28 protein-coding genes are annotated in these 22,938 nt (G+C 60.7%); all 28 read right to left on the reverse strand.

The features are described from left to right. Positions 1-30: 30 nt before the first annotated feature. Positions 31-621, reverse strand: a complete 591-nt coding sequence (locus AA0535_RS03495) for an adenylate kinase (protein ID WP_264814527.1) — start codon at positions 619-621, stop codon at positions 31-33. Beyond that, the gene (gene secY, locus AA0535_RS03500) at positions 618-1,997 is read right to left on the reverse strand and encodes a preprotein translocase subunit SecY (protein WP_264814528.1); all 1,380 of its coding nucleotides are present in this window, start codon (positions 1,995-1,997) and stop codon (positions 618-620) included. The genes AA0535_RS03495 and secY overlap by 4 nt, the downstream gene beginning before the upstream one ends. Positions 1,998-2,104: 107 nt before the next feature. After that, complete coding sequence (rplO, locus tag AA0535_RS03505; RefSeq protein WP_023978985.1) at positions 2,105-2,590, reverse strand: 50S ribosomal protein L15; 486 nt, start codon at positions 2,588-2,590, stop codon at positions 2,105-2,107. 1 nt (position 2,591) lies between these two features. Continuing rightward, on the reverse strand, positions 2,592-2,777 hold the full coding sequence (rpmD, locus tag AA0535_RS03510; RefSeq protein ID WP_023978986.1) for a 50S ribosomal protein L30: 186 nt from the start codon (positions 2,775-2,777) through the stop codon (positions 2,592-2,594). Next, entirely contained in the window at positions 2,770-3,351 is a 582-nt protein-coding gene (gene rpsE / locus AA0535_RS03515; protein WP_023978987.1) for a 30S ribosomal protein S5, read from the reverse strand. Before rpsE ends, rpmD begins: the two co-directional genes overlap by 8 nt. A 13-nt stretch (positions 3,352-3,364) precedes the next feature. Further along, the gene (gene rplR, locus AA0535_RS03520) at positions 3,365-3,727 is read right to left on the reverse strand and encodes a 50S ribosomal protein L18 (RefSeq protein WP_023978988.1); all 363 of its coding nucleotides are present in this window, start codon (positions 3,725-3,727) and stop codon (positions 3,365-3,367) included. Continuing rightward, on the reverse strand, positions 3,727-4,263 hold the full coding sequence (rplF, locus tag AA0535_RS03525) for a 50S ribosomal protein L6 (RefSeq protein ID WP_023978989.1): 537 nt from the start codon (positions 4,261-4,263) through the stop codon (positions 3,727-3,729). The genes rplR and rplF overlap by 1 nt, the downstream gene beginning before the upstream one ends. Before the next feature lie 10 nt (positions 4,264-4,273). Then, complete coding sequence (rpsH, locus tag AA0535_RS03530) at positions 4,274-4,672, reverse strand: 30S ribosomal protein S8 (RefSeq protein WP_023978990.1); 399 nt, start codon at positions 4,670-4,672, stop codon at positions 4,274-4,276. Between the two features lie 11 nt (positions 4,673-4,683). Next, entirely contained in the window at positions 4,684-4,989 is a 306-nt protein-coding gene (gene rpsN, locus AA0535_RS03535; protein WP_023978991.1) for a 30S ribosomal protein S14, read from the reverse strand. 115 nt (positions 4,990-5,104) lie between these two features. After that, positions 5,105-5,671, reverse strand: coding sequence for a 50S ribosomal protein L5 (rplE, locus tag AA0535_RS03540; protein WP_023978992.1), 567 nt, complete (start codon positions 5,669-5,671; stop codon positions 5,105-5,107). 10 nt (positions 5,672-5,681) lie between these two features. Continuing rightward, entirely contained in the window at positions 5,682-6,002 is a 321-nt protein-coding gene (gene rplX, locus AA0535_RS03545; protein WP_025840917.1) for a 50S ribosomal protein L24, read from the reverse strand. After that, positions 6,002-6,370, reverse strand: a complete 369-nt coding sequence (rplN, locus tag AA0535_RS03550) for a 50S ribosomal protein L14 (RefSeq protein WP_023978994.1) — start codon at positions 6,368-6,370, stop codon at positions 6,002-6,004. The genes rplX and rplN overlap by 1 nt, the downstream gene beginning before the upstream one ends. A 14-nt stretch (positions 6,371-6,384) precedes the next feature. After that, complete coding sequence (gene rpsQ, locus AA0535_RS03555) at positions 6,385-6,666, reverse strand: 30S ribosomal protein S17 (protein WP_023978995.1); 282 nt, start codon at positions 6,664-6,666, stop codon at positions 6,385-6,387. A 13-nt stretch (positions 6,667-6,679) separates the two neighbouring features. Next, complete coding sequence (gene rpmC, locus AA0535_RS03560; protein WP_023978996.1) at positions 6,680-6,913, reverse strand: 50S ribosomal protein L29; 234 nt, start codon at positions 6,911-6,913, stop codon at positions 6,680-6,682. 2 nt (positions 6,914-6,915) lie between these two features. Beyond that, the gene (gene rplP, locus AA0535_RS03565) at positions 6,916-7,332 is read right to left on the reverse strand and encodes a 50S ribosomal protein L16 (RefSeq protein WP_023978997.1); all 417 of its coding nucleotides are present in this window, start codon (positions 7,330-7,332) and stop codon (positions 6,916-6,918) included. Positions 7,333-7,379: 47 nt separating this feature from the next. Then, complete coding sequence (rpsC, locus tag AA0535_RS03570; RefSeq protein ID WP_023978998.1) at positions 7,380-8,057, reverse strand: 30S ribosomal protein S3; 678 nt, start codon at positions 8,055-8,057, stop codon at positions 7,380-7,382. A gap of 1 nt (position 8,058) precedes the next feature. Continuing rightward, a complete protein-coding gene (rplV, locus tag AA0535_RS03575) occupies positions 8,059-8,490 on the reverse strand; it encodes a 50S ribosomal protein L22 (protein WP_023978999.1) in 432 nt (143 codons plus the stop codon). A 2-nt stretch (positions 8,491-8,492) separates the two neighbouring features. Further along, positions 8,493-8,771, reverse strand: a complete 279-nt coding sequence (gene rpsS / locus AA0535_RS03580; RefSeq protein WP_023979000.1) for a 30S ribosomal protein S19 — start codon at positions 8,769-8,771, stop codon at positions 8,493-8,495. Between the two features lie 17 nt (positions 8,772-8,788). Next, positions 8,789-9,619: a 50S ribosomal protein L2 gene (gene rplB, locus AA0535_RS03585; protein WP_127100450.1), complete on the reverse strand. Its 831-nt coding sequence runs from the start codon at positions 9,617-9,619 to the stop codon at positions 8,789-8,791. 16 nt (positions 9,620-9,635) lie between these two features. After that, positions 9,636-9,932, reverse strand: coding sequence for a 50S ribosomal protein L23 (locus AA0535_RS03590; protein WP_171840724.1), 297 nt, complete (start codon positions 9,930-9,932; stop codon positions 9,636-9,638). Between the two features lie 41 nt (positions 9,933-9,973). Then, a complete protein-coding gene (rplD, locus tag AA0535_RS03595) occupies positions 9,974-10,588 on the reverse strand; it encodes a 50S ribosomal protein L4 (RefSeq protein WP_127100452.1) in 615 nt (204 codons plus the stop codon). Between the two features lie 12 nt (positions 10,589-10,600). Further along, positions 10,601-11,284: a 50S ribosomal protein L3 gene (rplC, locus tag AA0535_RS03600; RefSeq protein WP_023979004.1), complete on the reverse strand. Its 684-nt coding sequence runs from the start codon at positions 11,282-11,284 to the stop codon at positions 10,601-10,603. 10 nt (positions 11,285-11,294) lie between these two features. Next, positions 11,295-11,603: a 30S ribosomal protein S10 gene (gene rpsJ, locus AA0535_RS03605; RefSeq protein ID WP_007282720.1), complete on the reverse strand. Its 309-nt coding sequence runs from the start codon at positions 11,601-11,603 to the stop codon at positions 11,295-11,297. Positions 11,604-11,726: 123 nt separating this feature from the next. Continuing rightward, positions 11,727-12,917, reverse strand: coding sequence for an elongation factor Tu (gene tuf, locus AA0535_RS03610; RefSeq protein WP_023979005.1), 1,191 nt, complete (start codon positions 12,915-12,917; stop codon positions 11,727-11,729). A gap of 105 nt (positions 12,918-13,022) precedes the next feature. Further along, positions 13,023-13,499, reverse strand: a complete 477-nt coding sequence (gene rpsG / locus AA0535_RS03615) for a 30S ribosomal protein S7 (RefSeq protein ID WP_023979006.1) — start codon at positions 13,497-13,499, stop codon at positions 13,023-13,025. A gap of 14 nt (positions 13,500-13,513) precedes the next feature. Then, entirely contained in the window at positions 13,514-13,885 is a 372-nt protein-coding gene (gene rpsL, locus AA0535_RS03620; protein WP_023979007.1) for a 30S ribosomal protein S12, read from the reverse strand. Positions 13,886-14,274: 389 nt separating this feature from the next. After that, positions 14,275-18,525 carry a DNA-directed RNA polymerase subunit beta' gene (rpoC, locus tag AA0535_RS03625; RefSeq protein WP_264814531.1) on the reverse strand — a complete coding sequence of 1,417 codons (4,251 nt, stop codon included), beginning with the start codon at positions 18,523-18,525 and terminating at the stop codon, positions 14,275-14,277. 88 nt (positions 18,526-18,613) lie between these two features. Continuing rightward, entirely contained in the window at positions 18,614-22,789 is a 4,176-nt protein-coding gene (gene rpoB / locus AA0535_RS03630; RefSeq protein ID WP_023979010.1) for a DNA-directed RNA polymerase subunit beta, read from the reverse strand. Between the last annotated feature and the right edge of the window lie 149 nt (positions 22,790-22,938).

Genomic DNA, 22,938 nt, shown 5'->3' on the forward strand with positions numbered 1-22,938 from the left:
AGTCAAATAAAACCGTTCACATTTGCGTGATCACCGCGCAGGGGTCGTAGTCCCCAGCTTGAGCGCAGCGACAATCGCGTCATGGACGGCGTCCATGCTCTGCATTCCGTCGATACGGATCAGCCTGCCCGCATTCTCGTAATAAGGGAGAATGGGGGCCGTCTGATCGCGATAGACCTGAATGCGGTGCCTCACGGTATCAGGCTCGTCATCGGCACGGCGCGTGCCGTCTGGTGCGCGACGCTGTGCCAGACGACCCACGATCTGCTCGGCATCGACCTCGAGCAGCAGGACCGCGTCGATCTTCATCGAGCGCGCTGCCAGCATCGTGTCGAGAGCCTCTGCCTGGCTCTCCGTACGTGGAAAGCCATCCAGAATGAACCCATGGGCGCAGTCGGACTGCAGGGTCCTGCTCTTGATCAGGTCGATCATCACCGGGTCCGGCACGAAGGAACCGGATTCGACGATTGACTTCACATTGAGGCCGAGCGGCGTGCCCGCCGCCATCTCGGCACGCAGCATGTCGCCGGTCGATATCTGCTTGAGACCATAGCCCTGCTCGAGACGCTGAGCCTGGGTCCCCTTCCCCGCGCCCGGCGGACCAAGAAGAATGATGTTCATCGACGGCGTGCTCCCCGACCCATGTCAGATTTGCCAGCATTGCGACCGCGCTGCTTGCGAATCAGTCCCTGATAACGGTGAGCGACGAGATGCGACTGGACCTGAGTCATCGTGTCGATTGTCACCGATACAATGATGATCAAGCTCGTGCCACCGAAGTAGAAGGGCACGTTGTATCGGCTGATCAGGATCTGGGGAAGCAGACACACAGCCACGAGATAGAGAGCGCCTATCGTCGTCAGACGGGAAAGGATCCGGTCGAAATAGCGGGCAGTGTTCGATCCGGGACGTATTCCAGGGACGAAGCCGCCCTGTTTGCGCAGATTCTCGGCCGTCTCTTCAGGGTTAAACGTTACTGCCGCATAGAAATACGAGAAAAACAGGATCATCGCGGCGTAGAACAGCATGTAGAGCGGCTGTCCCTGCCCCAGTTCCTGACCCAGCGTGTTCAACCAGCCGGGCATGCCCTTGCCGTTCATGAAGCCCGCAATTGTCACGGGGATCAGAAGCACAGATGACGCAAAGATCGGGGGGATGACGCCTGCGGTATTGACCTTGAGCGGCATGTGCGAGGAGTCGCCACCGAACATGCGGCTTCCGACCTGACGCTTGGGATACTGGATCACCACCCTGCGCTGCGCCTGCTCCATGAACACGATGAATGCGATAGTCGCACCCGCGAGAACGAGAAAGAGCAGCACAAAGAAAGGCGAAAGCGCCCCGGTATAACCGAGCTGAAAGAGGCTCGCGAGCGCATGGGGAAGGTTCGCCACAATACCGGCGAAGATGATAAGCGAGATACCATTCCCGACACCCCGCGAGGTGATCTGCTCCCCCAGCCACATCAGGAACATCGTGCCGCCAACAAGCGTCACCACGCAGGACATGATGAAGAAGGGTCCCGGGGCCACGACGGCCAGCGCTCCCGTCTTGCTGGTCATGTGCTCAAGTCCCACGGCGATGCCATAAGCCTGAAACAATGCGATCAGCACGGTGAGGTAGCGCGTATAGGCGTTCAGCTTCTTGCGCCCCTGCTCACCTTCCTTCTTCAGGGTCTCAAGCGAGGGCAGCGCCGTGGAGAGCAACTGTACGATGATCGAGGCGCTGATATAGGGCATGATGTTCAGAGCGAACACGGTCATACGCCCAAGCGCACCACCGGTGAACATGTCGAACATGCCGATGATGCCGCCCTGATTCTGATTCAGGAGCTGACCCATCACGGTCGCATCGACACCAGGGACCGGAATATACGTGCCCAGGCGATAGATGATGAGCGCGCCCAGCGTGAACCAGATACGCTTTTTGAGTTCGGTCGCCTTGGCGAATGAACTCAGATTGAGATTGGCGGCAAGCTGCTCGGCTGCGGAGGCCATCCACCGGTCCTTTCAACAAAAACAGCGTCGCCGCAGGCGCGGGACGCTGTTCAGGATTACCGTCGTTCGTCGCGCACGAAAAGGTGCGCGATGAGCGTTTCGGGCGATCAGGCTTCTGCCGGAGCTTCAGCCTTGGCGGCAACCTTGACAGAGCCACCAGCCTTCTCAACAGCCGCAATTGCAGTTGCCGAGGCGCCGGAGACTTCAACGGTCACGGCGCGGGTCAGCTCGCCCTTTGCCAGCAGGCGGATACCGGCATACTTGCCAGTGCCCACCAGACCAGCGGCGCGCAGAGCCTCTTCCGTGATCGTCGCGTCTGCCTGAAGCTTGCCATCAGCCAGTGCACGGTCGATCGCGCCCAGATTCACAGGAGCAAATTCCTTGCGGAAGATGTTCTTGAACCCGCGCTTCGGCATACGACGGTACAGCGGAAGCTGACCACCCTCGAAGCCGTTCAGCGAGACGCCTTCACGGGCCTTCTGACCCTTGACGCCGCGACCGGAGGTCTTGCCTTTGCCCGAGCCGATACCACGGCCCAGACGCTTCTTGCGGTAACGCGCACCGGCGTTATCGCGCAGTTCATTCAGGTTCATATCAACCCTCCACCTGGATAAGGTGGGCAACCTTGCGGATCATGCCGCGAACCGAAGGAGTATCCTCCAGTTCACGAACACTGCCGATGCCGCGCAGGCCCAGACCCACGAGGGTCTCAGCCTGGCCGGGCTTGCGCCCGATAGCCGAAGCGATCTGCTTGACGCGAACAGTCTTGTTCTCAGCCATTGGTCGCCTCCACTGCCTCGTCAGACGATGCATCACGCTTTGCAAACAGCTCAGAGGCCTTCTTGCCGCGGCGGCTTGCGACAGCGCGGGGGCTGCTGCAACGCTCGAGAGCGGCGAAGGTCGCCTTGACCATGTTATGCGGGTTACGGGTCCCGAGGGACTTCGCAACAACGTCATTCACGCCCAGCGATTCGAAAACGGCGCGCATCGGGCCGCCTGCGATGATGCCGGTACCGGCTTCAGCTGCACGAACCACGACCTTGCCGGCACCAAAATGCCCGTAGGAATCGTGATGCAGCGTGCGGCCTTCCTTCATCGGAACGCGGATCATCGTGCGCTTGGCGCGCTCGGTGGCCTTGCGGATTGCTTCCGGCACTTCACGGGCCTTGCCCGCTCCATACCCGACGCGACCCTTCTGGTCACCAACGACAACCAGGGCAGCAAAAGCGAAGCGGCGTCCACCCTTGACCACCTTGGCCACGCGGTTGATCGTTACCAGCTTGTCGACCAGATCGTCGCCTTCGCGTTCCCGCTCGCGACCACCACGGCCGCCTTCTCTTGGCTCACGTGCCATGTGTGATCCTTCCTTAGAACGAAAGGCCGCCCTCGCGGGCAGCTTCGGCCAGCGCCTTGACGCGACCATGATAGAGATACGCACCGCGATCGAACACAACCGCCGTCACGCCGGCGGCCAGAGCGCGCTCTGCAACCAGCTTGCCAACGACCGAAGCCGCATCGACATTCGCACCCGTCTTGCCGGACTCGCGAAGAGTCTTCTCGAGGGTGGAAGCGCTGGCGAGAGTAACGCCCTGAGCGTCGTCGATCACCTGTGCGTAGATGTTCTTGCCAGAACGGAAGACCGACAGACGCGGCCGGCCACCGCTCTTGCGGCGAAGCTGGAAGCGAAGCCGCTGACGGCGCCGTTCCTGCAATCCATGCTGCGTAGCCATTATTTCTTCTTGCCTTCCTTACGACGGAGAACTTCGGTCTCGTAACGCACGCCCTTGCCCTTATAGGGTTCCGGCTTGCGGAAGTTACGGATGTCGAGCGCAACCTGACCAACACGCTGCTTGTCGTTCCCTTCGACCGTGATGGCCGTGGGACGGGGCGTGGTGATCTTCACGTCGGCGGGGATCGGGTAGACGACGTCGTGGGAATAACCCAGATTCATCACCAGATTCGAACCCTGCACGCTGGCGCGGAAACCCGTACCGGTGATTTCGAGCGTCTTGCTGAAACCTTCGGAAACGCCCTTGACCAGGTTGGCGACGATGGCGCGGGTTGTGCCCCACATCGTCCAGGTCTCACGCGAGCGGTTACCCACAGGAAGGATCGAAACCTTGCCGTCTTCCACCTTCGCCTGAACGAAGCGGGTCAGAGGCATACTCAGCGAACCGCGCTTGCCCTTGGCGGTCAGGGACCCGTCAGCAATGGACACATCCACGCCAGCAGGAATGACAACCGGATACTTGCCTACTCGTGACATGTGATCCTCCTCAGAAGACGCGGCAGAGGACTTCGCCACCGACATTCGCGGCGCGAGCCTCGATATCCGAAAGGATACCGCGCGGGGTGGACAGGATCGACACGCCGAGACCGGCATACACGCGCGGCAGCTCCTTGATCTTGGAATACACGCGACGGCCCGGCTTGGACACGCGGTGGATTTCCTTGATCACGGGCTGGCCGTCTGCATATTTCAGCTCGATGCGCAGCTGGGAGACACCGGCGCGCAGCTCTTCCGTGGTGTAGCCACGGATGTAACCTTCGCGACGCAGCGCTTCCAGAACGTTCGCACGCAGCTTGGAAGCCGGCGCGATGCAAGCCGCGTGACGTGCACGCTGGGCATTGCGAATGCGGGTGAGCATATCACCCAACGGATCGGACAGGGACATTCGCTTCTACCTTACCAGCTCGACTTGACCATACCGGGGATCTGGCCGGTGGAGGCCAGGTCGCGCAGGGCGATACGGCTCAGCTCGAACTTGCGGTAGTTCGCGCGGGGACGTCCCGAAACCTTGCAGCGCAGACGGAAACGAACGCGCGACCCGTTGCGCGGCATTTCTGCCAGCTTCAGGGTTGCGTCGAAACGCTCCTCTACCGGAAGGCTCCGGTCCTTGATGATATCTTTCAACGCGGTCCGCTTCGCCTTGTCGCGCGTCGCCATATAGGCGCGCTTGGCGTTGCGGTTCACGGCGGAGATTTTTGCCATGCTAAATCTTCTCCCGGAACCTGTCGGGCCAATCCCAACGGTTTTCCAAACAGCGTGTGTATATAGGGAGCCGGGCTTCCTTTGAAAAGGAAAAAACCCGGCTCAACCCGATAAATCAGGCAGTGAAGGGCAGATCGAACGCCTTGAGCAGCGCTTTTGCCTCTTCATCGCTCTTCGCCGTGGTGACGAAGATGATGTCCATGCCGCGTACGGAGTCGATCTTGTCGTAGTCGATTTCCGGGAACACGATCTGCTCCTTGATGCCCATGGCGAAGTTGCCACGACCGTCAAAGCCCTTGTTGGGGGGCAAACCGCGGAAGTCACGGATGCGCGGCATCGCGATCGTCACGAGACGATCGAGAAATTCGTACATACGCGCGCGACGCAGGGTCACCTTACAGCCGATCGGCAGGCCTTCACGGATCTTGAAGCCGGCGATTGCCTTGCGGGCAACCGTCTTGACGGGCTTCTGACCGGAGATGGCTGCCATTTCGGCAACAGCGGCATCGAGCTTCTTCTGGTCGCCGGCGGCTTCGCCAACGCCCATGTTCAGCACGATCTTTTCCAGCTTGGGAACCTGCATGGCGTTCTTGTAGCCAAACTGCTCACGCAGCTTGTCACGGAGAACGTCGTTGTAACGCTGCTGCAGGCGCGGCTGGATGCGGGTAATGGTCTCGCTCATTGTCGCCCCCTTAGCCTTCGATCACTTCGCCGGTCACCTTGGCGACACGGACCTTGCGTCCATCCTCGAGCTGACGGAAACCGACGCGAGTCGGCTTGCCGCTCTTCGGATCGACGAGCTTCAGGTTGGACAGATGAACCGGCATTTCCTTGGCGATGATACCGCCTTCCTGGTTCATGCGGGTCGGCTTCTGGTGACGCTTGGCCACGGCAACGCCACGCACGATGGCCTTTTCGACCTTCGGCAGAACGGCCAGGACTTCGCCACGCGTGCCGCGCGATGAGCCGGAGAGGACCAGAACCTGGTCACCCTTCTTGATACGAGCAGCCATTATAGCACCTCCGGAGCCAGGGAGATGATCTTCATGAACTTGCGCGCACGCAGCTCACGAACCACCGGGCCAAAGATACGCGTACCGATCGGTTCCATCGACTTGTTGATCAGCACGGCCGCGTTCTTGTCGAAGCGGATGGCGCTGCCGTCAGCACGACGAACGGGGTAGGACGTGCGAACGATGACGGCCTGATGCACGTCACCCTTCTTCACCTTGCCGCGGGGAATCGCTTCCTTGACGGACACGACGATCACGTCGCCGACCGAGGCGGTTTTCCGCTTGGAGCCGCCCAGCACCTTGATGCACTGCACCTGACGTGCGCCGGAATTATCGGCGACGTCCAGATTGGTCTCGGGATGGATCATTTCTCAGTCCCCTCTTACGCTGACGCCTGAGCCGGTGCCGCAGCTGCTGCCTCAAGGGCCGCACCGTTGCGGGTAATCACCGTCCAGGTCTTGCGCTTGGAAATCGGGGCGCATTCTTCGATGCGCACCGTGTCTCCGATCTTGCACTCGTTCAGCTCGTCATGCGCCGCGTACTTCTTGGAACGACGAATGAACTTCTTATAGAGCGGGTGCATGATACGACGATCGACAAGAACGGTAACCGTCTTGTCCATCTTGTCGCTCGTCACTCGCCCTGTCAGGACGCGCCTTGGCATCGTCCGTCTCCTCTCAGGACTCTGCGGCAGACGTTTTTGCGCCCGCCTTGTTCTTCGATTGATGCGCCACCGTCTTGATGCGAGCAATCGCACGACGGAGAACGCGAACGCGTCCGACTCCCTCGGACTGGCCCGTGGCAGCCTGGAACCGGAGGTTCAGCTGCTCACGCTTCAGGTCCAGAAGAAGGGCCTGCAGTTCATCAGGGGACTTGGCGCGAAGATCGGCTACCTTGTAAGCGTCAGCCATTCTTATGCCTCCCCGATACGGGTGATGAACTTGGTCTTGATCGGCAGCTTCGCTGCGCCAAGAGCCAGGGCCTCACGTGCCACTTCAGGCGGCACGCCTTCGATTTCAAACAGCACGCGACCGGGCTTCACGCGGGCCACCCAGAACTCGGGCGAGCCCTTGCCGGAGCCCATGCGGACTTCGGCAGGCTTCGTGGAAACCGGCAGATCCGGGAAAATCCGGATCCACACGCGACCGGCACGCTTCATCGCACGAGTGATCGCACGACGCGACGCCTCGATCTGGCGTGCGGTGATACGTTCGGGTTCAAGAGCCTTAAGGCCGAACGCGCCGAAATTCAACGTCGTTCCGCCCTTGGCCAACCCATGAATGCGGCCCTTATGGGCCTTGCGAAACTTAGTCCGCTTCGGGGAAAGCATGGTGTCGTATCCTCATGCGCCTCGCGGCGCTTGTCATAATCTACTGCTCAGCGCTGCGGCGCTTGTTCCGCAGCACGACGGTCCTGAGCCATCGGATCATGGGCAAGGATTTCACCCTTGAAGATCCAGACTTTCACACCGCACGTACCATAGGTCGTCTTGGCAGTGGCGATACCGTAATCGATGTCGGCGCGCAACGTGTGAAGTGGCACGCGACCTTCGCGATACCACTCGATACGAGCGATTTCCGCACCACCGAGACGGCCGGAGCAGTTGATTCGGATACCCTGCGCGCCAAGACGCATGGCAGACTGAACCGCACGCTTCATTGCACGACGGAAGGCCACGCGGCGCTCCAGCTGCTGTGCAATGTTCTCGGCAACCAGGGTTGCGTCGATTTCGGGCTTGCGGATCTCGACGATGTTCAGCGCAACGTCGGTCTTTGCCAGGCGGCTCAGATCCTTGCGCAGAGCGTCGATGTCCTGACCCTTCTTGCCGATGACGACGCCGGGACGCGCTGCATAGATCGTGACGCGCGGCTTCTTGGCCGGACGCTCGATCACAACGCGGGAGACGCCTGCACCCGACAGCTTGCGACGCAGATAGGCGCGCAGCATCAGGTCTTCATGCAGCAGACGGGAATAGTCATTGCCAGCGTACCAGCGGCTATCCCAGGTGCGGTTTACGCCGAGCCGGAGCCCGATCGGATTGACTTTGTGTCCCATATCAGGCTGCCTTCTGCTCTGCTGCGTCCTTGCCCTTGCCCTTCGGCGCAGGCGCTTCGTCTGCAGCGCGCTCGGCAACGACGATCTTCAGGTGGCTGAAGAACTTCTCGATGCGCGAGGAACGACCACGGCCACGAGCGTGGAAACGCTTCATGACGATCGACTTGCCAACTTCTGCGGTCTTGACCACGAGCTGATCGACATCGAGCTGGTGATTGTTCTCTGCATTGGCCACGGCGCTCTCGAGGGTCTTGCGAACCTGCTGAGCGATACGGCGACGCGAGAACGTCAGCGCTGCGATTGCCTTGTCTGCCGGCTGGTTGCGGATCATCGCCGCAACCAGGTTCAGCTTGCGCGGGCTGACGCGGATGTTGCGGGCAACAGCCTGCGCTTCCGTATCAGCGAGTGTGCGAATGTGCTTCGGCTTGCTCATGATCAGCCCCGCTTCGACTTCTTGTCGGAAGCATGACCGGGGAACGTGCGTGTCGGCGAGAACTCACCGAACTTGTGCCCGACCATGTTTTCCGTCACCTGCACCGGCAGGAACTTGTGGCCATTATAAACGCCGAACGTGAGCCCGACGAACTGCGGCAGGATGGTGGAACGACGCGACCAGATCTTGATCACCTCATTACGACCCGAAGCGCGCGACGCTTCAGCCTTGCCGAACAAGTACCCGTCAACGAACGGGCCCTTCCAGACGGAACGTGCCATCTCTGTTTGCCCCCTTCTTACTTGCCGGTCTTGCGGCGACGGATGATCAGGCTGTCCGTCTTCTTGTTAACACGAGTCTTGTAGCCCTTGGTCGGCTTGCCCCACGGCGTAACCGGATGACGGCCACCAGAGGTACGGCCTTCACCACCACCATGCGGATGGTCGACCGGGTTCATGACGACGCCACGGTTATGCGGACGACGGCCAAGCCAACGGTTACGACCGGCCTTGCCGAGATGCTGGTTCATGTTGTCGGGGTTCGACACCGCGCCAACAGTGGCCATGCATTCGCCACGGACGAGACGGAGCTCACCGGACTGCAGCTTGATCTGGGCGTAGCCGGCATCCTTGCCGACCAGCTGGCAATATGTGCCAGCCGAACGCGCGATCTTGCCACCTGCACCGGGCTTCAGCTCGATGTTGTGCACGATCGTACCGACAGGCATCGAACCCAGCGGCATGGCGTTGCCCGGCTTCACGTCGGTGCGTTCGCCAGCGATCACCTGATCGCCAACCTTAACGCGCTGCGGTGCCAGGATGTAAGCCAGCTCGCCGTCTTCGTACTTGATCAGCGCGATGAAGGCGGTGCGGTTCGGGTCATATTCCAGACGCTCGACCGTGCCGGCCACATCGAACTTGCGACGCTTGAAGTCGACATAGCGGTAGGACTGCTTGTGCCCGCCGCCACGGAAACGCGACGTGGTACGACCGTGGTTGTTACGGCCGCCCGTCTTGTTCTTGCCTTCGGTCAGCTGCTTGACCGGCTTGCCCTTATAGAGCTCGCTGCGATCGATCAGAACCGTGCCACGTGTGCTCGGCGTCGTGGGATTAAAGTGCTTGAGTGCCATGGTATCCTATCCCGCGTCAGCCCAGCTTCGCGGTGAGGTCAATGGACTGACCTTCCGCAAGCTGAACATACGCCTTCTTGATGTCCGAACGGCGACCAGGACGGCCCTTGACCATCTTGGTCTTGCCCTTCTGCACCAGCGTGTTCACGGAGACGACCTTGACGCCGAAAAGCGTCTCGACCGCAACCTTGATTTCCGGCTTCGCGGCGGTCATCGCCACGCGGAAAACAACCTGGTTACGCTCGGAGAGGGCCGTCGCCTTCTCGGTGATGAGCGGCGCGCGAACGATGTCAAACATCGCTTCACGCGTCATGCGCTGCGCCTTTGTGCGGCGCGCAAGAACGATGCCCGTGGTCATGCCAGGCGCTCCTTGAGACCCTCGAGCCCTGCGCGCGTCAGCACGAGAACATCGTGGTTCAGAATGTCATAGACGTTGGCGCCGATCGTGGGCAGCACGTCGATCTTGGGCAGGTTGCGCACAGCGCGACCGAAAGCCACATCAACGGCCCCGTCGACGATCAGGGCGGAGGACCAACCCAGCGCAGCCAGCTTTGCAGCGGCTTCACGGGTCTTGGTCACACCAGCGGCCTGATCGATGACGATCAGCTTGCCGGCTGCTGCCTTCTGCGACAGCGCAGAGATCAGGCCGAGGCGACGCACCTTCTTGGGCAGGTCATAGCCATGGTCGCGAACGACCGGACCATGAACGACGCCACCAGTGCGAAACTGCGGTGCGCGCAGCGAGCCCTGACGTGCCGAGCCTGTGCCCTTCTGGCGGTACGGCTTCTTGGTCGTGCCAGAAATCTCGCCCATGCCCTTGGTGCGGTGCGTGCCAGCGCGGCGCTTGGCCAGCTGCCAGTGAACAACGCGTGCCATGATGTCCGTGCGCGGGGTAGCGCCGAACAGTTCCTCTGGCAGGGTCACCGTTCCGGCGCTGCCATTATCGAGGGTTTTGATATCGTATTCCATCGCCCTCAGTCCTTAACCGGCGGCCGCCGCAGTCGCTGCCGGGTACGGCGCATCTGCATGGCGGGCCTTCTTGATCGCATCGCGGATCATCACCAGGCCATTCTTGGCACCCGGAATCGAACCACGAACCATGATCAGGTTGCGTTCGGCGTCAACGGCTGCCACTTCGAGATTAAGCGTCGTGATGCGCTCGTCACCCATATGACCGGCCATTTTCTTGCCCTTGAAGACCTTGCCCGGATCCTGGCGCTGACCCGTCGAACCATGCGAACGATGGCTGATGGACACGCCGTGGGAGGCTTCAAGACCAGCGAAGTTCCAGCGCTTCATGACGCCGGCGAAGCCTTTGCCCTTGCTGGTGCCGGTGACGTCGACCTTCTGGCCAACGACGAAGTGGGCCGCAGAGAGCTTCGTGCCAGCCTCAAGCACGGCATCTTCTGCCACGCGAAACTCGACAAGAGTCTTCTTCGGCTCCACCTTGGTGCGAGCATAATGGCCACGCATCGGCTTGGTGACGTTCTTCACCTTTGCCTTGCTCATGCCGATCTGCACTGCGGTGTAGCCATCACGCTCCTGCGTGCGGGCGTCCACAACCTCGACCTCGTCGAGATGCAGCACTGTGACCGGCACATGTGTGCCATCTTCCTTGAATAGCCGGGTCATTCCCAGCTTCTTTGCGATCAATCCGGTACGCATCGTCTGGACCTTAAAGTTTGATCTCGACGTCAACGCCAGCGGCGAGGTCGAGCTTCATGAGGGCGTCCACGGTCTGCGGTGTCGGCTCAACAATGTCGAGCAGGCGGCGATGAGTCCGAATTTCGAACTGCTCGCGGCTTTTCTTGTCCACATGTGGGGAACGGTTCACAGTGAACCGCTCGATATGCGTCGGTAGCGGGATAGGACCCCGAACCCGCGCACCCGTACGCTTCGCCGTGTTTACGATTTCCTTCGTGCTGTTGTCGAGCACGCGGTGATCGTACGCCTTTAGGCGAATGCGGATGTTCTGGTTGTCCATCTTACCAATAATCCAACTCGTTGGGGTTCGGGTCTTACCCTGCTCCCTCCTGGTCCCTTCTAAAGCCGACCCCGGCCGGATTACTCCGACCGGGGCCAACCAAATCAGGGCCCGTGCTTACAATCAGGCGCTGATCGAGGAGACCACGCCTGCACCGACGGTGCGGCCGCCTTCACGGATAGCGAAGCGGAGACCTTCGTCCATGGCGATCGGAGCAATCAGCTCGACGTCCATGGCAACGTTATCGCCCGGCATGACCATTTCCGTGCCTTCCGGCAGCTGAACGACGCCCGTGACGTCGGTCGTGCGGAAATAGAACTGCGGACGGTAGTTTGTAAAGAACGGAGTGTGACGTCCGCCCTCTTCCTTCGTGAGGATGTAAGCCTCGGCCTTGAACTTCTTGTGCGGGGTGATCGAACCCGGCTTTGCAAGAACCTGACCGCGCTCAACGTCTTCACGCTTCGTGCCGCGAACCAGCGCACCGATGTTGTCACCGGCTTCACCGCGATCGAGCAGCTTGCGGAACATCTCGACGCCAGTGACGGTCGTCTTGACGGTGTCCTTGAGGCCGACGATTTCGACTTCGTCACCTACGTTCACAACGCCACGCTCAACGCGACCCGTGACAACCGTACCACGACCCGAGATCGAGAACACGTCTTCGATCGGCATCAGGAACGGACGGTCAACCGGACGCTCCGGCTGCGGGATGTAGGTGTCAACCGCTTCCATCAGCTCGAGCACGCGATCTTCACCGATTGCTGCGTCGCCGTCTTCGAGCGTCACCAGAGCCGAACCCTTGACGATGGGGATATCGTCGCCGGGGAACTGGTAGGACGAGAGAAGCTCACGGACTTCCATTTCGACGAGCTCGAGAAGCTCGGCGTCGTCAACCTGGTCAACCTTGTTCAGGAACACGACCAGCGCCGGAACGCCAACCTGGCGAGCGAGCAGGATGTGCTCACGCGTCTGGGGCATCGGGCCGTCAGCAGCGGAGACGACCAGGATTGCGCCGTCCATCTGGGCGGCACCCGTGATCATGTTCTTGACGTAGTCAGCATGGCCCGGGCAGTCGACGTGGGCGTAGTGACGGTTCTTGGTCTCGTACTCAACGTGAGCGGTGGAGATCGTGATGCCGCGAGCGCGCTCTTCAGGAGCAGCGTCGATCTGGTCATACGCACGGAAGGTCGCGCCGCCGGACTTGGCGAGCGTCTTCGTGATTGCAGCCGTCAGTGAGGTCTTGCCATGGTCAACGTGACCGATGGTGCCAATGTTGCAGTGCGGCTTCGTCCGCTCAAATTTAGCCTTAGCCATCATTCTCTCCATAACCCACCGCCGAAGGTGCGGCGGGGAAGATTGCTAATTCGTACCAGGCACCTCCGAAGGAGGCACCCGGGGAAATCGGTTAGCCTGTTCAGCTTACCAACGATAGTGGCTGAATGCTTTATTTGCTTCAGCCATACGATGCGTGTCTTCGCGCTTCTTGACGGCGGAGCCGCGATTGTTGATCGCGTCCATCAGCTCGTTGGAAAGGCGTTCCTGCATCGTGTTTTCACCGCGCTTGCGCGAGGCGTCGATCAGCCAGCGGATGGCAAGGGCCTGACGGCGCTCGGCACGGACTTCGACGGGGACCTGATAGGTCGCACCGCCGACGCGGCGGGAGCGAACCTCTACGGCCGGCTTCACGTTGTCCAGAGCCGCATGGAACATGGCGACCGGGTCAGCCGTGGCACCGCCACGACGACGCACGGACTCAAGCGCACCGTAAACGATGCCCTCGGCTGTGGACTTCTTACCATCGTACATCAGAGCGTTCATAAAACGCGTGATGACGACATCTCCGAACTTCGGATCGGGAAGGATCTCACGCTTTACAGCGCGATGACGGCGACTCATGCCTGAATTTCCTCTTACTTCGGACGCTTCGCGCCATACAGCGAACGGCGCTGACGACGCTTGGCGATGCCCTGCGTGTCAAGCACGCCGCGCAGGATGTGATAACGCACACCCGGCAAATCTTTTACACGGCCGCCGCGGATCAGCACGACGCTGTGTTCCTGCAGGTTATGGCCTTCACCCGGAATGTAGCTAACGACCTCATACCCGTTGGTCAGGCGCACCTTTGCCACCTTACGCAGGGCCGAGTTCGGCTTTTTCGGGGTAACCGTATAGACGCGCGTGCAAACGCCGCGCTTCTGGGGGCAACCCTGGAGGGCCGGCACTTTATTCCGCTTGGCGGCAGGCTCACGGCCCTTGGCGATCAACTGGTTGATGGTCGGCATACGCCCTTCCCGATCCTTGCTCACTGCTAGATCGAGCGACGCCCGATCTGCTTGCTTCCAACAAAATTCAGCGCGCGGCAGAATGCCGCCCGCTTTTGACTCTTTCACTACCGGCCTGAGCCTCACCCGAGGGCGGCGGCACCGTTAGCGTTTGATGCTGTCTATCAACGGCTCAGACGCCTTAGGAGACGGGGGTAGCCGAGGGCGCGGACCCTATGGCCGTTTCGGATGAAAGTCAAGCATACTCTAGCGTTCTGCCCGATTCTCGTTCGATTCCCGTCTCGAATCGCCGGATACGAAATCGGGCGGGTATTACCCCGCCCGATCCCAAACGTAAACTAGTTTTTCCGAGACGCCACAGGGGTTTCCCCTGTGGCAGTCATTAGGTTCTACTCAGCCGCGTCGTCGGTCACCTCGGGGGCGGCCCGGCTCACGCGCTGGCGGTCTTGGGAGGCCGCCATGGCACGCAGCTTGTTCATGACGCTGCCCGTACCTGCCGGGATCAGACGCCCGACAATCACGTTCTCCTTCAGGCCGTTCAGCGTATCGACCTTGCCGGCTGTTGCCGCTTCGGTCAGCACGCGTGTGGTCTCCTGGAAGGAGGCCGCAGAGATGAAGGACTGCGTCTGCAACGAGGCCTTCGTAATGCCCTGCAGGATGGGCATGCCGCGTGCAGGCTCCTCACCCATCTTGACGCGCTTCTCGTTCTCGACCTCGAACTCGATGCGGTCCACCGTCTCGCCGATCAGATAGGTCGTATCGCCCGGCTCGAGGATTTCCACCTTCTGCAGCATCTGACGAACAATGACCTCGATGTGCTTGTCATTGATCTTCACGCCCTGCAGTCGATAGACGTCCTGAATCTCATTGACGAGATAGTCGGACAGTGCCTCCACGCCCATGACCTTGAGAATGTCATGCGGCACGCGGGGACCATCGACCAGCGGATCGCCCTTCTGTACGAAGTCGCCTTCCTGCACCGAGACGTGCTTGCCTTTCGGGATGAGGTAGTTGGTCTCTTCCCCGGTCTCGTCGTTCTTCACAATGATGCAGCGCTTGGACTTGTAGTCCTTGCCGATCTCGATCCGACCTTCGGTCTCCGCGATGATCGCGTGATCCTTGGGACGACGGGCTTCGAACAGTTCGGCCACGCGCGGCAGACCACCCGTAATGTCACGGGTCTTCGATCCTTCGCGCGGGATACGGGCCAGCACGTCACCGGCATGCACGGTGGCGCCGTTCTCGATCGACAGCAGTGAGTCGGGCGACAGGAAGTAGCGCGCCTCATTGCCATTGGCGAGTCGGACCACGTTGCCCGCCGCGTCCTTGAGCTGCAGGCGCGGACGCAGATCCACACCCTTGCTGCCCTGCTTGTAATCGACGACCACCTTGGAGGTCAGGCCCGTGACTTCGTCCATACGCTCGACGAGGGTGATGGAGTCGATCAGGTCGAGATACTCAACCGTACCGGCCTGCTCGGTGATGATCGGCAGGGTGTAGGGGTCCCACTCGGCCATCTTCAGACCGCGCGTGACTTCCTGGCCTTCATTGACCATCAGACGGGCACCGTAAGGCACACGGTAACGTGCACGCTCGACACCCTTCTCGTCCGTCAGCAGGATTTCGCAGTTACGCGACATCACGATGGTGACGTTCTGGCTGTTCTGAACCACGTTGCGGTTGCGGATGGTCACCTTGCCGTCACGCGACGCCTCAACCATCGACTGCTCTGCACCGCGCGTAGCCGCACCACCGATATGGAAGGTACGCATGGTCAACTGCGTGCCGGGCTCACCGATGGACTGTGCAGCGATAACGCCCACGGCTTCACCGATATTGACCGGCGTACCGCGTGCAAGGTCACGGCCATAGCAATGTCCGCACACGCCAACACGGCTGTCACAGGTCAGCACCGAGCGGATCAGGACGCTTTCGACGCCTGCCTTCTCGATGATCTCTGCCTCGGCTTCCTCGATCAGCGTGTTACGCGGGAAGAGAACCGCACCGCTCACCGGATCGGTCACGTCAGCCGTCAGGGTGCGACCCAGGATACGCTCGGAAAGCGAGGAGATGACCTCACCGCTATCCATGACCGCACGGATCGTCAGGCCACGCTCAGTGCCGCAATCGTTCTCGACGATGATGCAATCCTGCGCCACGTCGACGAGACGACGCGTGAGGTAACCCGAGTTCGCCGTCTTCAGCGCCGTATCCGCGAGACCCTTACGGGCACCGTGGGTGGAGGTGAAGTAATCGAGAACCGAGAGGCCTTCCTTGAAGTTCGCGATAATCGGCTGCTCGATGATCTCGCCCGAAGGCTTGGCCATCAGACCGCGCATACCGGCAAGCTGCTTCATCTGGGCTGGCGACCCACGCGCACCGGAGTGGCTCATCATCCAGACCGAGTTCGTCGGCTTGCCGATAACCTGGCGCGAGATCTCCTTCATCATCGCCGCCTGGACTTCGTCCGTGCAGCGCGACCAGGCGTCAACCACCTTGTTATAGCGCTCGCCAGCCGTGATCAGACCGTCTTGATACTGCTGCTCGAATTCCTTGATCTCGGCCTGCGTGCGCTCGACCAGCTCCTGCTTCTCGACCGGGATGATCATGTCATCCTTGCCGAAGGAAATACCGGCGCGCGCAGCGTGGCGGAAACCGAGGCCCATGAGACGGTCACAGAAAATGACCGCTTCCTTCTGGCCGCAGTGACGGTAGACGGCGTCGATCACGTCCGACACGTTCTTCTTGGTCAGCTGCTTGTTGACCAGCGAGAACGGGATGGCAGCATTACGCGGCAGGATCTGCGCGATCAGTGCGCGGCCCGGCGTGGTCAGCAGGGTCTGACGAACGGACTTGCCGTCGGCATCCTGCGTTTCCATGCGCAGACGGATCTTGTCGTGCAGCTTGAGCGTGCCCTCGTTCATGGCAAGCTCGATCTCGGCCACCGACGCATAGGCAGACGGTCCGGCCTTCACGAGACGACCCTCGGCATCATACTCAGCCGCATCCGGCGTGGTGTGATACTCCGGAACCTCAAGGCTCAGATAGTACAGGCCAAGGACGATGTCCTGCGACGGCACGATGATCGGCTTGCCGTTCGCGGGGCTGAGGATGTTGTTGGTCGACATCATCAGCACGCGGGCTTCAAGCTGGGCTTCAAGCGACAGCGGCACGTGAACGGCCATCTGGTCGCCGTCGAAGTCGGCATTGAACGCGGTGCACACCAGCGGATGGAGCTGGATCGCCTTGCCTTCAATCAGCACGGGCTCGAAGGCCTGAATGCCGAGGCGGTGAAGGGTCGGTGCGCGGTTCAGCATCACGGGATGCTCGCGAATGACCTCTTCGAGGATATCCCAGACTTCCGGACGCTCCTTCTCCACCATGCGCTTTGCGGCCTTGATGGTGGTGGCGTGACCGTATTTTTCCAGCTTGCTGTAGATGAAGGGCTTGAACAGCTCGAGCGCCATCTTCTTCGGCAGGCCGCACTGATGCAGCTTCAGTTCAGGGCCCACCACGATGACCGAACGGCCCGAATAGTCGACGCGCTTACCCAGAAGGTTCTGACGGAAGCGGCCCTGCTTGCCCTTGAGCATGTCGGAAAGCGACTTCAGCGGACGCTTGTTGGCACCCGTGATGGCGCGACCACGACGGCCGTTATCGAACAGCGCGTCAACGGCTTCCTGGAGCATGCGCTTTTCGTTACGGACAATGATGTCCGGCGCACGCAGCTCGATCAGGCGCTTCAGTCGGTTGTTACGGTTGATCACGCGACGATAGAGATCGTTCAGATCGGACGTCGCGAAACGACCGCCATCCAGCGGCACGAGCGGGCGCAGCTCGGGCGGAATGACCGGAACGAGGTCCAGGATCATCCATTCCGGTCGCGAACCGCTCTCGGCGAAGGCTTCGAACAGCTTCAGGCGCTTGACGAGCTTCTTGCGCTTGGCTTCCGACGTGGCTTCACGCAGGTCCTCGCGCAGCAGATCGCCGTCAGACTTGTCCTGATCACGACCGTCACGGTCAATCAGGCCCGGGCGATCGGTTTCGGTGGAGAGCAGACGCGCCTTCCACAGGATCTTCTTGACCGCCTCAGCGCCGATACCGACTTCCAGGCCTTCATCGGCGTAGTCGTCCATCGCGTCGAAATACTGGTCTTCCGACAGCAGCGAATAACGCTTGAACGGGCTCGTGCCGGATTCGAGAACGATATAGCTCTCGAAATACAGGACCTTTTCGAGGTCCTTCAGCGTGATGTCGATCATCGTCGCAATGCGGCTCGGCAGCGACTTCAGGAACCAGATATGCGCAACCGGCGAAGCCAGTTCGATATGGCCCATACGCTCGCGGCGAACCTTGGCGAGCGTGACTTCCACGCCGCACTTCTCGCACACGATGCCACGGAACTTCATGCGCTTGTACTTGCCGCACAGGCACTCATAGTCCTTGATCGGGCCGAAGATACGCGCACAGAACAGGCCGTCGCGCTCAGGCTTGAACGTACGGTAGTTGATGGTCTCCGGCTTCTTGATCTCGCCGTAAGACCAGGAGCGGATCTGCTCGGATGAAGCGAGCTGGATTTTGATCTGGTCGAAAGACTGGGTCTGGCCCGTCTGACCAAGGATCTTCATGAGTTCGTTCATGCGCCGAAATCCCATTTCACGGAGCGGGCCGGAAGACCGGCCGCGCCCGCGTTAGCAACAAACACAGAGAAGGCAGAGACAAAGCGCATCAGATCGCGCTCTGCTCCAGATCGACATTCAGGCCGAGCGACTTCAGTTCCTTGATCAGAACGTTGAAGCTCTCGGGGATACCGGCCTCGAAATCATCCTGCTCACGCACAATGGCCTCATAGACCTTCGTACGGCCGGAAACGTCATCGGACTTGACCGTGAGCATTTCCTGCAGGGTGTAGGCGGCACCGTAAGCTTCAAGAGCCCAGACTTCCATCTCACCAAAGCGCTGGCCACCGAACTGCGCCTTACCACCCAGCGGCTGCTGTGTGACGAGCGAGTACGGACCGATCGAACGGGCATGGATCTTGTCGTCGACAAGGTGATGCAACTTCAGCATGTAGATGTAGCCGACCGTGGTGCGACGCTCGAAAGCCTCGCCCGTACGGCCGTCGATCAGCTGCGACTGGCCCGACTTGTCTACACCGGCCTTCACCAGCATGTCCTCGATATCCGGGATCGACGCGCCGTCGAACACCGGCGTTGCGATCGGCACGCCCTTACGGAGGTTGCCGGTCAGCTCAAGAAGCTGCTCGTTCGGCAGGGTCGCGATATCGCTTTCGAACACGGCGTCGCCATAGACGTCACGCAGGCTCTCAAGCAGCTCGAGCTTGCGCTCGCCCGTGCGCTGGTAGTCATCGGCAATCTTGCCGATGTTCTGGCCGATATTGGCGCAGGCCCAGCCCAGATGGGTCTCGAGAATCTGACCGACATTCATGCGCGACGGCACGCCCAGCGGGTTCAGAACGAGGTCGACCGGCGTACCATCTTCAAGGAACGGCATGTCCTCAACCGGCACGACGCGCGAGACGACACCCTTGTTACCGTGACGACCGGCCATCTTGTCACCCGGCTGCAGCTTGCGCTTCACAGCCACGAAGACCTTGACCATCTTCATCACGCCCGGCGGCAGCTCGTCACCGCGCTGCAGCTTCTCGACCTTGCTGTCGAAACGGGCCTGGATCTTGCCAACGGCAGCGTCGTATTCGCGGCGCAGCGTTTCCAGCTCGGACATCACGCTGTCATCGCTGACCGTGATGTTGCGCCAGGCGCCACGCGGATGCTCGTCCAGAACCTCGTCGGTGATGACCGTGCCTGCACGGATACCCTTAAAGCCAGCCGCAGCCGTCTGGTTCAGCAGACGCTCACGCAGACGGGCCACGAAGCTGCGCTCCTGAATGGCGCGCTCGTCGTCACGATCCTTGGTCAGACGCTCGATCTCGGCGCGTTCGATCGCCATGGCGCGCTCGTCCTTATCCACGCCACGGCGTGAGAAGACGCGCACGTCAACGATCGTACCGCTCGTGCCCGGGGGCAGCTTGAGCGAGGTGTCGCGAACGTCAGAAGCCTTTTCACCGAAGATGGCGCGCAGAAGCTTTTCTTCCGGCGTCATCGGGCTTTCGCCCTTCGGTGTGACCTTGCCGATCAGAATGTCGCCCGGATTCACCTCAGCGCCGACATAGACGATACCCGCCTCGTCGAGATTGCGCAGGGCTTCCTCACCGACATTCGGAATGTCGCGGGTGATTTCTTCCTGACCCAGCTTGGTGTCACGCGCCATGACCTCGAATTCCTCGATATGGATCGAGGTGAACACGTCATCACGGGCGATACGCTCGGAGATGAGGATCGAGTCTTCGAAGTTGTAACCGTTCCAGGGCATGAACGCGACGAGCACGTTGCGGCCCAGAGCCAGTTCGCCCAGCTCGGTGGACGGACCGTCAGCGATGATGTCACCGGCATGAACCGTGTCACCCACGCGCACCAGCGGACGCTGGTTGATGCAGGTGGACTGATTCGAACGCATGTACTTGCGCAGACGATAGATATCGACGCCCTGGGTCGACCCGGCTTCGTCGGTGGCCCGCACAACGATACGTGCACCGTCGATCTGGTCGATCACGCCATTGCGCTTGGCAACGATGGTCGCACCCGAGTCATGGGCCACAGCGGCTTCCATGCCCGTGCCGACCAGCGGCGCATCGGCGCGTACCAGCGGCACGGCCTGACGCTGCATGTTCGAGCCCATCAATGCGCGGTTGGCGTCATCGTTCTCAAGGAACGGAATGAGCGCGGCGGCGACCGAAACAAGCTGCTTGGGCGACACGTCGCAGGCCGTGACCTGCTCGGGCGGCACCAGGCGGAAGTCACCCGAACGACGGACCGAAACCAGTTCGTCGGTCAGGCGACCCGTGCTCTTGTCCTGAGCCGCATCGGCCTGGGCAACGATAAGCTTGTCCTCTTCCATGGCGGAGAGGTACTTCCAGCCGGCCTGCAGCACACCGTCCTGAACAAGGCGGTAAGGCGTCTCGATGAAGCCGTACTTGTTCACCTTCGCATAGGTCGAGAGCGAGTTGATCAGACCAATGTTCGGTCCTTCAGGCGTCTCAATCGGGCAGATGCGGCCGTAATGCGTCGGATGAACGTCGCGGACTTCGAAGCCAGCGCGCTCACGGGTCAGACCGCCCGGGCCAAGCGCCGAAAGACGGCGCTTATGCGTCACTTCGGAGAGCGGATTGGTCTGGTCCATGAACTGGCTGAGCTGCGACGAGCCGAAGAACTCACGCACAGCAGCAGCGGCAGGCTTGGCGTTGATCAGGTCATGCGGCATGACCGTATCGACATCGACCGAACCCATACGCTCGCGAATGGCGCGCTCCATGCGGAGCAGACCGACGCGATACTGGTTTTCCATCAGCTCGCCGACGGAGCGGACACGACGGTTACCGAGATTGTCGATATCGTCGATCTGGCCGCGGCCATCCTTGAGCTCGCACATGATCTTGACGGTGCGTAGGATGTCTTCCTTGCGCAGAACGCGCATGGTGTCCGGCGCATCGACTTCAAGACGCATGTTCATCTTCACGCGACCCACGGCCGAGAGGTCGTAGCGGTCCGCATCGAAGAACAGGCCCTGGAACATGGCTTCTGCCGTTTCCGGGGTCGGCGGCTCACCGGGACGCATGATGCGATAGATATCGATCAGCGCTTCATCGCGGCGGTTGTTCTTGTCCACGGCCAGCGTGTTGCGGATCCAGGGGCCATGCGAGGAGTCGACAGCAAGCATCGGCAGCTCGGTCACGCCCGATTCCTCAAGCGCCTCGAGACGTGCTTCGGTCAGCTCTTCGCCAGCTTCGGCATAGATCTCGCCCGTGTTCTCGTTGACAAGATCCTGCGCAATGAAGCGGCCCAGCAGATCGGCGCGCCCCACGAGCACGTCCTTGGTCGTCTCCGCAATCTTGCGGCACATGCGCGCGGTCAGCTTGGCGTCGGCCTCGGCCACCACTTCACCGGTATCGGCGTCGTACAGCGGCTCAAGCAGCTTCATGCCACGGAAGGCTTCGGGGTCGAACGGACGCGCCCAGCCCTTGGGCATACGCGTGAACGGCACCGTGCCGTAGAAATAGGCCAGGATTTCATCCTGATCCATGCCACGAATACCGAGAGCCTCTACATCGCCGCCTTCTGCAGCCTTGGCGGCGCGGGCAGCGATGGAATGCTCGCCTTCCAGGGCATAGAGCAGGGTCGTGACCGGCAGCTTGCGCTTGCGGTCGATACGCACATAGATCAGGTCCTTGGCATCGAACTCGAAATCGAGCCAGGAACCACGATAGGGGATAACGCGGGCAGCGAAGAGATACTTGCCGGAAGAATGCGTCTTGCCCTTGTCGTGATCGAAGAACACGCCGGGGCTACGATGCATCTGGCTGACAATGACGCGCTCTGTGCCATTGATGATGAAGGTGCCGTTATCGGTCATGAGCGGCATGTCGCCCATGTAAACCGGCTGCTCCTTGATGTCGCGGATCGAGCGTGAGCCCGTATCCTCATCCACATCCCAGACGATAAGACGCAGAATGACCTTCAGCGGCGCGGCAAAGGTCAGCCCGCGCTGAATGCATTCCTCGACATCGTATTTCGGCTCTTCGAGTTCATAGGAAACGAACTCAAGACGGCCACGTCCCGCAAAATCGTTGATCGGGAAAACCGACCGGAACACTTCCTGAAGACCCGTCTGCTGACGGCTGTCAGGCGCCACGTTCATCTGAAGGAACGTCTCATAGCTCGCGCGCTGCACGTCAATCAGGTTGGGCATCGGCGCGACTTCGGGGATCCGCCCGAAGCTCTTGCGAATCCGCTTGCGTCCTGTGAACGATTTGGTGATTGCGTTCATCTATCCCTGCCCTCTCGCACCAGACCTTCGGGTCGTCCACACGCCAGGAAACCTGACATGGCGGGCGACCGGAACGACCGGCACCGTGAATTCGTAAAGTTGTTGCGTGACAACCGGCCCTTATACAGGGTTTGTCCGCAACGGCAAAT

Source organism: Asaia krungthepensis NRIC 0535 (assembly GCF_025995175.1).
Classification (GTDB): Bacteria; Pseudomonadota; Alphaproteobacteria; order Acetobacterales; family Acetobacteraceae; genus Asaia; species Asaia krungthepensis.